This window comes from Rhizobium sp. BK491 (genome assembly GCF_014194925.1).
Classification (GTDB): Bacteria; Pseudomonadota; Alphaproteobacteria; order Rhizobiales; family Rhizobiaceae; genus Rhizobium.
Window position 1 is genome coordinate 471991 of record NZ_JACIAR010000002.1, and the last position, 13448, is coordinate 485438.

Genomic DNA, 13448 nt, shown 5'->3' on the forward strand with positions numbered 1-13448 from the left:
GCTAGGGTGAGGGGCCACGGACGATGATGCGGCATCAAAGAACATGCCTGACCTGCCGGCCTCAATAACCCCAACTCACCGCCACATGCCCCGCATGCGCGCACCCACATCGACGCGCACCTCGCGCGCCCGAATGGCGGCAGCGCTTTCAGCCCGTGCCTGCGGCCAGCCGCAGACCTCGAAAAATTGCAGCAATGTTGCCGGAATGAAGCGGGTGCGCGAGGCGAAGACATGCTTGTCGCCCTGCGCATGCTGGCCGTGCACGAAGAACCGCTGCGGAATGACGAGATCGAGATTGTCCTTAGCCCGCGTCATCGCGACATAGAGCAGCCGTCGTTCCTCCTCGATTTCGGCGGATGATCCGACGGCGAGATCGGCGGGGATGCAGCCATCGACGGCGTTGAGGATGAAGACCTTCGTCCACTCCTGGCCCTTGGCGGAATGGATGGTGGAAAGGATCAGATAGTCCTCATCGAGTAGCGGCACACCCGCCTGGTCGCTGGTGGCGTCGGGTGGATCGAGCGTCAACTCGGTGAGGAAGCGCTCACGCGAGCCGTAGCCCGCGGCAATCTGTTCGAGCTGGACGAGATCCGCCTGGCGGGTCGATGCATCCTCATGTACGCGTTCCAGATGCGGTTCGTACCATTGGCGAACGAGGCCGATTTCCGCCGGCCAGCCGGCCTTCCCGCTTTTGACCTCCCGCATCGTCTCGACAAAGGCGGTCCAGTCGTCTCCCGTGCGCGGCGGCGGCGGGAGTTCTGTGAGTGCCGTGATAGGGCTTGCCTCTTCGCCGATCTGGTCGAGCACGCGCCGTGCTGTCGAAGGGCCGACGCCGGGCAGGAGCTGCATCAGGCGGAACCCCGCTACGCGATCGCGCGGGTTCTGGGCGAAACGCAGCGCCGCCAGCATGTCCTTGACATGGGCGCTATCGAGAAACTTCAGCCCGCCGAACTTGACGAAGGGAATGTTGCGGCGAGTGAGCTCCACTTCCAGCGGGCCGCTATGGCTCGAAGTGCGGAAAAGCACCGCCTGCTGCTTGAGCCTTGCACCGCCCTCGCGATTTTCCAGTATTTGATCGGCGATGTAGCGCGCCTGATCGGCCTCGTCGCGCACCGTTACCAGCCGCGGCCGCTCGGCGCTCTGCCGCTCGGTGCGCAGGTTCTTGGTGAAGCGCTCGGACGCAAGATCGATCACGGCGTTAGCTGCAGCTAGGATCGGCTGGGTCGAGCGGTAATTTCGGTCGAGCGTCACGATGTCGGCCGATGGCGTGAAAGCCTTGGGGAAATCGAGAATGTTGCGCACGGTTGCGGCACGGAAAGAATAGATCGATTGCGCATCGTCGCCGACGACGGTCAATCCCCGGCCATCCGGCTTCAGGGCGAGCAGGATGGAGGACTGCAGCCTGTTGGTGTCCTGATATTCGTCGACAAGCACATGATCGAAGCGGCTGCCGATATCCTCGGCGATCAGCGGCTCCTGCAGCATATGCGCCCAGTAAAGCAGCAGGTCGTCGTAATCGAGTACGTTCTGCACCTGCTTTGCCTCGACATAACAGGCGAAAAGATCGCGCAGCTGCTGCTCCCACATGGTGCACCATGGGAAGAAGTCGCGCAACACGCCGTCGAGCGGCGCTTCGGCATTGACGGAGCGCGAATATATAGCAAGGCAGGTCGCCTTGGTCGGGAAGCGGTTCTCCGTCTTGGAAAAACCGAGGTCATGACGCGCCAGATTCATGAGGTCGGCACTGTCTTCGCGGTCGTGGATCGTGAACGCCGGGTCTATGCCGATCTGTTCTGCATAATCCCGGAGCAGGCGCGCGCCGATACCATGGAACGTACCGGTCCAGGCAAGTGCATCGGCGGTGATGCCGGCATTCGCTCCCAGTACCTCGCGGCAGATGCGCTCGACGCGGCGGCCCATTTCGGCGGCGGCGCGGCGCGAAAAGGTCATCAGCAGGATGCGGCGCGGATCGGCACCCCTAACAATCAGATGCGCGACGCGATGCGCAAGCGTATTCGTCTTGCCGGAGCCGGCTCCGGCGATGACCAGCAGAGGCCCGGCAATATGACCGTCGCCTACAGTCGTGCCGTGTTCCACCGCCAGCCGTTGCTCCGGGTTCAGCTTTTCCAGATAGGCGGCGGTCATTAACTCTCCTGACTACCTCCGGCGGCCGGCGCGGAGCGCGATATGCGGCGAATCGCAAACGCGAAGATATAGGAACGTTCTATGGATGTTCCGAATCGCTAAAGCCTGTCAAGATTAGCAGGGCTCGCACGCGGATGTGACCTCTGGCGCAAGAATCTTATCGGGATTTGCATTCGCCCGGCTCGAAAAGGATCTTCTTCGTGCTTATGTATCATTTCGGCGCAGCATTTTGAGTTTTTGGGGCTTCGTAATGCGTAGAATGAAGGTTTCAAAACATGAACGAAACGATTGCCACCGGGCTGCGTCTGCCTAGCGGCCTCGTGGCCTTGCCGGACGGCCGCCTCGCGGTCGCAGAAATGGATGCCAGTCGCCGCTGTCTGAAACTTTTCGACGCAAGCGGCGTACCGCAGGAACTTTGCCGGGTCGGCGGCTGGCCGATGGGGATTGCGGCGGATGGTGACGGATGTTTCTGGGTTGCCAATGGCCCGGAGAATTCCCTTGTCAGATTGTCGGCGCAAGGCCGCGTCCTGCAGGTCATTGAAGGCAGCGCCGATGGTCCGTTTCTCCATCCGAATGCACTCGCTTTCGGACCTGACGGCCTGCTTTATATGATCGATTCCGGTATCCGCCTTGCCAATCTTCTCGAAGGCGGCCACATCCATCCCGATTTCTTCAAGGCGGCTTATAATGGCTGCGTCTATCAGATCGATCCGTCGGAGGGCCGGGTCATCCGGGTCCTGGCAGCCGGCTTGCTCTTTGCGAGCGGTATTGCCTTCGGTACCGACGGATTGCTCTACTATAGCGAAACGCTGACCGGAAAAATCTATCGGCAAGTCGTGGGCGGCAGGCAGGAAATGTTTGTCCAGTCGATGACATCCCCTGCCGTCAATGCGCTGCGCGGACCGGCAGGCCTCGCTTTTGATCGCAGTGGCATGCTGTATTGTGCCATGTACGGCCTGGGTGAAATTTCCATGGTGGACACCGAGGGAAAAATGGCCGGCCATATCCGCACCGACGGCACAAGGCCGGCCAATATCGCCTTCACCGTGGACGGCAAGCATCTGCTCGTCAGCGAGCAGGAAAACGGAGTTGTAGAAAAGATTACGGCCCCGCGTCCGGGCTTGCCTTTGCATATGCCGCCGATTTCGTAAGCGGCTGGAGGACATGCCCGGAAGCCGGGCATGTCCTCTTTTCATGTGTTAAGCAGCAGGAATCTGCTTGTTGTCCTTACCGGACTTGCCGACTGCCGACGCCGTGTCATTGGCGACCGGCTTGGCATGACGGCGACGCCAGTCGCCGAGGAACAGCAGGATCGGCGCCGCGATGAAGACCGATGAGGCGCCGGCGACGAGGATGCCGAACACCATCGGGATCGCGAAGCTGGAGACGGCGCTGCCGCCCCAGATCGCCATCGGCACCAGCGCCAGGAAGGCGGTGGCATTGGTATAGAGGCTTCGCGCCAGGGTCTCGTTGATCGACTTGTCGATGATGTCGCGCAGCGGCATCGACTTGTAGAGCCGCATGTTTTCACGCATGCGGTCATAGACCACGACCTTGTCGTTCACCGAATATCCCACAAGCGTCAGGATCGCGGCGATGGCCGTCAGGTTGAAATCGAGGCCGGTAATCGCGAAGAAGCCGATCGCCTTGGTCACATCGAGCACCAGCGTGACGATGGCGCCGACCGCGAACGGCCATTCGAACCGCACCCAGATATAGACGAGCATCGCCAGGCTGGCGATTACGACCGACAGGATGCCGGCCCAGGCAAGCTCGCCCGAGACCTTTGGACCGATGACATCGGTGCCTTCGATGGTCGCGCTTGGGTCGATCTTGACGATTTCGGCCTTGAGCTTGGTCACAGCTGCCGTCTGCGCCTCTTCGCCGCCGTCCTGGCGCTGAGCGCGGACAAGGAGGCTATTGTTGTCGCCGAAGGACTGCAGTGCGATTTCGCCGAGGCCGAGCGTGTTCAAGCCCTCGCGGAACGTAGACAGATCGGCTGCGTCCTTGGTCTTGACCGACATCTGGATGCCGCCGCGGAAATCAACGCCGTAGTTGAGGCCCGGATGGATGAACAGAACCACCGAGGCGATCGACAGGATCGCCGAGACGGTGACGCCGAAGAAGCGGGCCTTCATGAACTGGATGTGCTTGTCATAGGGGCTGAAGGGGATCAGCGGTCTGATGTTGATCACCTTCAGCTTGCGGCCACGGGTGATGGCGATCATCACGACGCGCACGAAGGCGACGGAGGTGAACATCGAGATAATGAGACCGAGACCCATGGTCACGGCAAAGCCGCGAACGGGGCCGGAGCCGAAGTAGAACAGGATCGCGGCGGCGATGAGGGCTGTCATGTTGCCGTCGATGATCGTCGAATAGGCCTTCTTAAAGCCATTGTCGATGGCGGCGAAGGCGCCGCGGCCCTTGCGGGTTTCTTCGCGGATGCGCTCGTTGATGAGAACGTTGGCATCAACCGCAAGGCCGATGCCAAGGACGATACCGGCGATGCCGGGCAGCGTCAGCGTGGCGCCGACAAGCGTCAGGGCTGAGAAGGTCAGGACCGTGTGGATGAGCAGCGCGACATTGGCGAGAATGCCCCAGGCGCCATAGAGCACGAAGATGAAGGCGGCAACCAGGACGAAGCCGACGAGGCCGCTATAGATGCCCTTCTGGATCGCGTCGCTACCGAGATCGGCGCCGACGGTGCGTTCTTCGATGACGGTGAGCTTGGCGGGCAGAGCGCCGGCGCGCAGCAGGGCTGCAAGCGTGGTGGCGCTGTCTGCGGTGAAGTTGCCGGAGATCTGGCCTGAACCGCCGGTGATCGGCTCGCGGATATTCGGTGCGCTCAGCACCTTGTTGTCGAGAACGATTGCGAAGGGCTTGCCGACATTTTCGCGGGTGATTTCGGCAAAACGGTTGGCGCCGGCGCTGTCGAAGCGGAAGGTGACGAGCGGCTCGTGCGTGTTCGGATCGAAGCTGACGCGGGCGTCCGTCAGACGGTCGCCGGACAGTTCGATGCGGTCGAGAACCGGATAGCTGGTGCCCCGCTCGTCCTTCATGATGGTGACGCCGGGAGGCGGATTGTTTGGATCGGCATTATCGGCGAGCAGATGGAAGGACATCTTGGCGGTCGAACCGAGAAGCTCGCGCAGATGCGAGGGATCCTGCGCACCCGGAAGCTGGACGAGAACTCGGTTCGGTCCGACGCGCTGAATGGTCGGCTCGGCAACGCCCACCTGGTCGACGCGCTTGCGGATGACTTCAAGGCTCTGCTGGACGGCGGAATCGACGTTGGCCGAAATACCTGCCTGCGAGAAGGACATCGCGATCGTCGCGCCATTCGGCGTGATGTTGAGATCGGACTGACCGGCTGAGAGGCCGGATGTGATCGTATTGGCAAGCGTGCGCAGTTGCGTGACTGCATCGCTGCTCTGCGAGGGATCAGTGAGCGTCACGACGATCTGATCGCCGTTGCGGATGATCGAGCGGGTCTGGATGTTCTTGTCGCGCAGCACGCGCCGGGCGTCCTGCTGCAGCGATTGCAGCCGGCCGTTCGTCAGATCCTTCTCGTCGACTTCAAGAACGAGATAGGAACCGCCGCGAAGGTCGAGGCCGAGCGAAACCTGGCTATGAGGCAGCCAGGATGGGATCTTGCTGAGAACCGACTGCGGCAGCACGTTCGGCATTGCAATCAGAAAGCCGATGACGATGACCACTGTATAGAGTGCCACGAGCCATGGTGAGGTACGCATGGGTATTATCCTTGAAAATAGGCTTATGCCGACGGCCTGGCCGCAGGCGGACTTGAGGTCTTATCGGAAATGCGGCGCGTAGGCGCCAACGCTTAGGTGAGCGCGCCTGGAGGCGCGCGCGCTAGATAGGCGCGAAACGCCAGGGATTCGAGCCGTGCGGCATCTTTCGGGCGGCTCAGCAGCCAGGAGGTCGCCGGATATCCGAGGGTGGGCAGGGCGGCAAGTGTTGCAGGGCCGAGGTCTTGCCATGCGGCCTTCGGCGTCACCAGCCGGTCGGCGACGATAATGCCGCGCACCGGATCGCGCAGGGAAAGGTAGAGGGGCTGACTGTCCTTGCCTGAGGAGAGGGCTTCGGCATCGGCGCGCGTGGCAAGATTGATGCCGCCGCCGAGCGCCAGTCCGATATAGGCGAAAAATGCGACGAACAGCGAGGCGATCACGCGCGCTCCGGCGCGATGCGTCCTCTCGTCTCTATCTTCGCTGTCGGCGGCGCCGAATTCGAGCGGGCTCAACGGTCCAAAATGCCTTCATTCCTTTGCCGGAGCGAACTCCGGCGGTTCGGTCATGATAACAGGACGCCTAGCGTCTTCCTAGTAGCGGCCTGTCATGATGCAGTTGCACGAGCCGGTCAACAGTCCCGGCTCGATTTCTTAATTTTCCGCCGCACCCCTTACTGACGGTTTGGGCGCCAGACAGGATGCCGGCACGCGATAGGCGTAGAGCGTCTTGCCCTTCATTTCGCCATAGGGCGGCGACCAGCTCTTCAGCGGCTCGGCCTGGCCTTCCGGGCACTCGATCGGATCGTTGTCGACGAACAATACCGGACCGGTCACACTGGCCGGCAGGGAAAAATCCTGCTCATAATAGTTGTGGGGGAAGCCGCCGAAAGGCCGGGCATAGATACGGAACGGCTTGCCCTTCAGCGTATAATAAAGATCGGCAAGGATATCGCGATCCTGCGCGACGATTTCGCTCATCTTCGCCTGCGTGGCGATATCGGCGATTTCTTGACTGATGACGCTACGGCCGACATAGCGCTTCATAACGAGATTGCCGTTCGGCAGTTTGATGTCATAGGCGAAGACCGTCAGTACCGGGATCACGACGGCGACGACGGCGCCTATGATCAGCGAGGTGCTCAGCCCCTTTTTCGTCAGCCGATAGAGCAGCCATACGGCAAGAATGGTACCGGCGGCATAGGCCGAGACGGCCCAGTTGGCATAGGCCTTGGCGAGAAGTGCCTGCAGCGTGATTAGCGCTACGACAGGTACCGATAGCCAGAACAGCAGCTTTTCGCGGTCGTCGCTCTGTCCACGGATCAGGCGCCACGTCGCCCACAAGAGCGCAAAGAAGACGACCGGGCCGACCACGCCGAACTGCGCGCCGAAGAAGTTAAGCCCGTTGAGTATGTGCTTCGCCAGAGTGTTGCCGCCGCCGCTCTTGCTCCATTGGGCGATGTTTTCCGTGTGCTTTATGGTCGCAGCGTCATGGGTAAGGTTCCACCAGAGATTGGGCGAAACGACGATGGCGCCGACGATGGCGGCAATCACCATATCCCGCCAGGCGATCCGCGCCGAACGCATCGTCAGCATGGCAATCCCGACGCCCGGCAGAAGGAAGAGCACCGAATATTTCGTCAGGAAAGCGCAACCGAGGCTGGCGCCGAGGATGACGGCTTCCAGTACCGAGGAGCGCTTGGTCAGACCGATAAAGGCCCAGATGGCGATCGTCACGAACAGGATCTGGATCGTATCGGTCGATACCAGCACGGCGGAAAGCGAGGCAGCCGGCAGGGTGATGAAGATGACGCCGACCCATGGCGCAATCTCGCGTCCGGTCTCGTCGTCGATCAGCCGCCGCGTGGTGCACATCAGCATCAGGGCGGTGGCAAGATGGAAGAGCGGCGCCGATATGCGGATCCAGAAGGTCGAATCCGAGCCGGAGATCGTATTGAAGAAGCGGATGACCCAGGCAATCATCGGCGGCTTGGAATAATAGCCGAAATCCAGATTCTGACCCCAGAACCAATATTGCGCCTCATCGACGAAGAGATCCGTCTTGTTGAGAAGCAACATGAGCACGCGCCAGAGCGTCACTCCGAAGATGATCGCGAGGGCGAGCCCCAGCGAAAGTTTCTGGGCGTTTGTTCGGGAATGGGTCGTGTCGAGCATTAAAAGATGGGTCTCGGTGCCTGATCGTGAGGCTTAATACGGAACTATTGAGGCCAAAGCTAGCTCCCTGCCGTCCGTAAGAACAGCAGCGCTCGCCGTCTTGGCCACGAGCTGCCATATGTCCGATCTTGGATCTGAGACGTCCGTTACAGCTTTGTCTAGAGAATGCGGCTAGTGGCTTTGCCGCGCGCCTCTTCGAGACGATATAGAAGCATGAAGGCCGTAAGCGTCAGGCTGGCCATCAGCGAGGCTGTCAAACCAAGAACAATCATTGCTCTCTCCGTAACGACATCGAAACTGTCTATCCCTTGGGTAGTAAGGGATGAAGCTTGCTCGTGACTTACGATCGATGTTCTTTTCCGGCAACAAAGTAGTCGCTAATTTAGTAGGGATAACTACGAGCCGCGTCTCGTCCGTCATTAACCTTCGGGCAAGGAATTAACCATAAATATTGAACTTGAACGTCGGAATGGGAAAATTGTGACTCGTTCTCACCAGGCATGAAGCCGCCCCGTCGTACCGGGTCCGATCCGGTATCCATGTCCATCAAACAGGTCCGCAACAGACTTTGATGAACGAGCGAGCTTCGGTGCCTCGATCAGTCGATCGACGGCGACGGCTGCCTTTTCTCGCCTCCTCATTGCGCCTGGCGCGGATCATCAGCGGTTTCGCCGGCGCTTCAATGCGCGGCAGTTCGGCAGGGGCGACTTTGGCGCAGGATACGCCTTCAGATCAGGCAGGCAGGGCGCAGGCTGGCAGCCTTCGCGATCGCTTGCGCTTTGCTGGTCTCGATGCGGGACAATGCGAAACGCTGCGCCGTCACCGGCCGATGCTCGAGGCGCATCTGAAAGCCGGCCTGCGCGATCTTTTCCTCCGTTTCCAGACCTATCCCGACGCTGCGCGCAATTTTTCGAGCGAAAGCCAGCTCGTACGGCTCCAGGATTTGCACTCCTCGCACTGGGATGTGCTGACGGATGCTCGCTTCGACAGCCTCTATGCCGAGCGCGTCAAGGTTCTGTCCGACAGCGAAAGCAAGATGGGGCTCGATCCGCGCTGGCATGTTGCCGGCCACGGCGTCATGTTGGAGCATCTTCTCGCCGGCCTGCTCGAAGATATGGGCGGCCGCGCCATTCTGCCGGGAGCAAAGCGCCGCGCCCGCGAGCTCAGCGAACTCGTGACATCGGTCGTGCGCTTGGTGATGGTCGATGCCGAGATTGCCGTATCGTTGCGGTTCAACGAATTGCGGGTCGGTCACCAGCGGGCGCTGGCCGAACAGCGGGCTGCCGACCGCGCCGAGGCAGCAGCCTTGATTGCCGATCTCGCCAACGGCCTTACCGCTCGCGATCTGACGACCCGTATGCCGACGGATTGTCCCGAGGCCTATACCGAAGTGGCGGAAGCCTTGAACGCGGCGCTTACTGATATTCAGCAGCAGTTTTCGGCGCTGTCCGGTGGTGTGCGGGCGGCCGAAACGACGAGCGACGCCATTTCCCGTGCCACGAAATCCCTGGCGGAAAAATCGTTCGAACAGTCGCAAGGACTTGCGGCCTCTGCAAAGCAGCTAGCGGAACTGGCCGAACAGGTGCGCGGCAATGCAGCCAATACCCGCTCGGCCGAGCGCGTCACCGCATCGACCCGAGTGGCGGCCGAAGACAGCGGCAAGATCGTCGGGCAGGCGATATCGGCCATGGCCGATATCGAAACGTCAGCTGAAAAGATCGGCCAGATCATCGGCGTCATCGATGAGATTGCTTTCCAGACCAATCTTCTTGCGCTGAATGCCGGCATCGAGGCCGCCCGCGCCGGTGATAGCGGCCGCGGCTTTGCCGTCGTTGCGCAGGAAGTCCGCGCGCTTGCCCAGCGTTCCGCCGATGCCGCACGCGAGATCAAGGTTCTGGTGACGGGCACCAAGGCGCAGGTGGATGCCGGCGTGCAGATGGTCGGCCGCACCCAGGAAGCGATCGGCAGCATTGTCCGCCAGGTGACGGATATCAATGAAGCCATTTCCGGAATTGTCGCGGCGAGCGACGAACAAGTCGCCGGCCTCAAGGCACTAACATCAGATATCGGCGGCCATAGCGAGCGTGCGGCCGCTGCCGGCAGCGAGGCCAGCCGCTCCGAGGAAGGTGCCGATCACCTTCATACCGTCGTCGTCGAACTCGGCCGGACCATCCGCGAATTCCGCATCGAGCGCGAGCGGCGGCATGCGGCCCCTGCCGTCCCGGTCAGGGCCGCGCAGCAACCGCAGCTCCCAGCCCGCGAGGAGCTCGGCATCACGCAGAACGAAGAGGATATGGCTGATTTCGGCTTCCCGCTTCGCAGGGCCGCAGCAGGAGGCGATCGCAATGCCTATTGATCTTTCAGTTTCATGCACATGCGGGCCGACGGGCCTGATTTCAGACAACGAGGAATGACGCGATGCCGAGCAGGAAAGGCGAAAAGACAATCAGTCTGGCCGCAGTGCTGGATCTCAACGAGGCCTCGAGCCTTCGCGGTACGCTGATGGGGTTGCGCGGCAGCAATGTCGCGATCGATGCGTCCGGTGTCGAAAGGATCGGGACTTTGTGCGTGCAGGTCATCATGGCTGCCGCCAAGACCTGGGATGAGGACAAACTCTCCTTCACCTTCTCCAAGGTGTCGGATGCATTTCAAAAAACGATGCAGGTGATCGGGGTGGATATCTCCCATCTGCTTGCCAAGGAGATCCGGCAATGAAGAAAAAAGTGCTGACGGTGGATGATTCTCGAACCATCCGAAACATGCTTCTCGTGACCCTCAACAATGCAGGCTTCGAGACCATTCAGGCCGAAGACGGTGTCGAGGGCCTGGAAATTCTGGAAGAAGCCAATCCTGACGTCATCGTCACCGATATCAATATGCCGCGTCTTGACGGCTTCGGCTTTATCGAGGGCGTTCGCCGCAACGACAGATACCGCGCCGTTCCGATCCTCGTGCTGACGACGGAAAGCGACGCGGAAAAGAAGAACCGTGCCCGCCAGGCCGGTGCGACCGGCTGGATCGTCAAGCCGTTCGATCCCGCCAAGCTCATCGATGCCATCGAGCGCGTAACCGCCTAGACAGGATCCATCCCTCATGGACATGAACGAAATCAAAGAGATTTTCTTCCAGGAGTGCGAAGAGCAGCTCGCCGAACTGGAATCCGGTCTCCTGAAAATGAATGATGGCGACCGTGACCCGGAAACCGTCAATGCCGTATTCCGCGCCGTTCATTCCATCAAGGGTGGGGCGGGTGCCTTCGGTCTGGATGATCTGGTCGCCTTCGCTCATGTCTTCGAGACGACGCTCGATTGCGTTCGATCCAACAAGCTGGAGCCGACCCAGGATGTCCTGAAGGTCATGCTCAAGGCCGCCGACGTTCTGGCGGATCTCACCAACGCTGCTCGCGATGGCGGCAGCGTCGATCCGGCGCGCAGCCGCGGCCTTGTCAAGGAACTGGAAGCGCTGGCAAATGGCGATGTTCCCGCGCCGTCGGCAGCGGTGGTTGCCGAAGTTGCTCTGAAGTCCGTCGCGGCCGCGCCGACCGACGAAAGTGGTTTCCAGCCGATCCCCTTCAGCTTCGACGATGATTTCGGCAGCGACGAGCTGGCCGTCGATGCCAGGCCGGAATATGAAGTCGGCTTCAAGCCGCGGTCCGATCTCTACGCCAAGGGCAACGACGCGACGCTGCTGCTGCGCGACCTCTCGCGGCTCGGCGAGATGAATATCTTCTGCGATATGGATGCATTGCCGGGCCTTCCCGACATCGATCCAGAAGGCGCCTATTTCAAATGGGCAATCTCGATCAAGACGGACAAGGGCGAAGACGCCATTCGTACCGTCTTTGAATTTGCCGAATGGGATTGCGATCTCGATGTCCAGCCGGCCGCAAGCGGCGGGTCTTCGACCAGCGAAGAGTTGCCGATGGTACCGGTGCCCTTCGATCTTTCGATCCTTGACAATGACGGCGCCGCCGCGGCTGCAGAGGCCGGAAAGGAAACACCGGCGCCCGGAAACGATGTCGCTGCCGCCGTTGCAGCTGCGGAAACCGCAAGCAATGTTACGCAGCTCGCCTCGGCCGCTGCACGCGTCGAGAAGAAGGAAGCCGCCCTTGCCGCAGCTGCCGCTTCCAATGCCGCCGCAGCGCAGAACAATGCCGCCGCAGCCGCCGGCCAGACCATCCGTGTCGATCTCGACCGCGTCGATCGTCTGATCAATCTCGTCGGCGAGCTTGTCATCAACCAGGCGATGCTCTCCCAGAGTGTCATCGAGAATGACAATAACGGCGCGTCCTCGATCAATATGGGTCTCGAGGAGTTGCAGCAGCTCACCCGCGAGATCCAGGACAGCGTCATGGCGATCCGCGCACAGCCGGTAAAGCCCGTCTTCCAGCGCATGTCGCGCATCGTCCGCGAAATCGCCGATATGACCGGCAAGTCGATCCGTCTGATCACCGAGGGCGAAAACACCGAGGTCGACAAGACGGTGATCGACAAGCTTGCCGAACCGCTGACGCACATGATCCGCAATGCCGTCGATCATGGCATCGAAACGCCGGAAAAGCGCTCGACGCTGGGCAAGAACCCGGAGGGCACCGTCCGGCTGACGGCAAAGCATCGTTCTGGCCGCATCCTGATCGAGCTTGCCGACGACGGCGCCGGTATCAACCGCGAGAGGGTGCGCCAGAAGGCCATCGACAACGACCTGATCGCGGCAGACGCCAATCTATCGGATGAGGAAATCGACAACTTGATCTTCCTGCCGGGCTTCTCGACCGCCGACAAGATTTCGGATATTTCCGGCCGCGGCGTCGGCATGGACGTGGTCAAGCGCTCTATTCAGGCGCTCGGCGGCCGCATCAACATCACGTCCAGGCCGGGGCAGGGCTCGGTCTTCACCATGAGCCTTCCGCTGACGCTGGCCGTTCTCGACGGCATGGTGGTCACGGTTGCCGGCCAGACCCTGGTCGTGCCGCTGACGGCGATCGTCGAGACGCTGCAGCCCGAGGCTTCCGCGATCCACTCCTTCGGCGCCAACCACCGCCTGATCTCGATCCGCAACAGCTTCTGCCCGCTGGTTGACGTCGGCCGCATCCTGAACTTCCGCGCCACACAGGCCAATCCGGTCGACGGCGTCGCGCTGTTGGTGGAATCGGAAGGCGGTGGTCAGCGTGCTCTCATGGTCGATGCCATCCAGGGCCAGCGCCAGGTCGTCATCAAGAGCCTCGAAGCCAACTACACGCATGTCCCGGGCATTGCTGCAGCGACCATCCTCGGCGATGGCCGCGTGGCGCTGATCCTGGATGTCGATGCGGTGGTCGGCGCTTCGCGCGGCCAGGCGCTGAAGCCCGAAATGTCTTACGCGGCGGCGGGGTGACTTG

The 13448-nt window shown here is 61.1% G+C and carries 9 protein-coding genes; 5 read left to right on the forward strand and 4 right to left on the reverse strand.

The window, feature by feature from the left end; translation table 11 throughout:
• Window positions 1-75: 75 nt before the first annotated feature.
• Complete coding sequence (locus FHX05_RS10185) at window positions 76-2145, reverse strand: ATP-dependent helicase (RefSeq protein WP_183871471.1); 2070 nt, start codon at window positions 2143-2145, stop codon at window positions 76-78.
• 275 nt (window positions 2146-2420) lie between these two features.
• Here FHX05_RS10185 and FHX05_RS10190 point away from each other — a divergent pair, with 275 nt between their 5' ends.
• On the forward strand, window positions 2421-3296 hold the full coding sequence (locus FHX05_RS10190; RefSeq protein ID WP_183871473.1) for an SMP-30/gluconolactonase/LRE family protein: 876 nt from the start codon (window positions 2421-2423) through the stop codon (window positions 3294-3296).
• A gap of 48 nt (window positions 3297-3344) precedes the next feature.
• On the opposite strand, the gene secD is transcribed toward FHX05_RS10190, so the two are convergent.
• The 3 genes from secD to FHX05_RS10205 all read right to left on the reverse strand — a co-directional run bounded on the left by secD (window position 3345) and on the right by FHX05_RS10205 (window position 8071).
• On the reverse strand, window positions 3345-5900 hold the full coding sequence (gene secD, locus FHX05_RS10195) for a protein translocase subunit SecD (protein WP_183871474.1): 2556 nt from the start codon (window positions 5898-5900) through the stop codon (window positions 3345-3347).
• Window positions 5901-5992: 92 nt separating this feature from the next.
• A complete protein-coding gene (locus tag FHX05_RS10200; RefSeq protein ID WP_183871476.1) occupies window positions 5993-6412 on the reverse strand; it encodes a hypothetical protein in 420 nt (139 codons plus the stop codon).
• Between the two features lie 138 nt (window positions 6413-6550).
• Entirely contained in the window at window positions 6551-8071 is a 1521-nt protein-coding gene (locus FHX05_RS10205) for a glycosyltransferase family 39 protein (RefSeq protein ID WP_183871478.1), read from the reverse strand.
• 682 nt (window positions 8072-8753) lie between these two features.
• On the opposite strand from FHX05_RS10205, the gene FHX05_RS30750 reads away from it, so the two are divergent.
• The 4 genes from FHX05_RS30750 to FHX05_RS10225 all read left to right on the forward strand — a co-directional run bounded on the left by FHX05_RS30750 (window position 8754) and on the right by FHX05_RS10225 (window position 13444).
• On the forward strand, window positions 8754-10427 hold the full coding sequence (locus tag FHX05_RS30750) for a globin-coupled sensor protein (protein WP_281411857.1): 1674 nt from the start codon (window positions 8754-8756) through the stop codon (window positions 10425-10427).
• A gap of 62 nt (window positions 10428-10489) precedes the next feature.
• Window positions 10490-10786 (forward strand): STAS domain-containing protein, encoded by a 297-nt coding sequence (locus FHX05_RS10215; protein WP_015338779.1) that lies wholly within the window; start codon window positions 10490-10492, stop codon window positions 10784-10786.
• Window positions 10783-11148, forward strand: coding sequence for a chemotaxis response regulator CheY1 (cheY1, locus tag FHX05_RS10220; RefSeq protein ID WP_004128526.1), 366 nt, complete (start codon window positions 10783-10785; stop codon window positions 11146-11148). Before FHX05_RS10215 ends, cheY1 begins: the two co-directional genes overlap by 4 nt.
• Before the next feature lie 16 nt (window positions 11149-11164).
• Window positions 11165-13444, forward strand: a complete 2280-nt coding sequence (locus FHX05_RS10225; protein WP_183871479.1) for a chemotaxis protein CheA — start codon at window positions 11165-11167, stop codon at window positions 13442-13444.
• Window positions 13445-13448: the final 4 nt, after the last annotated feature.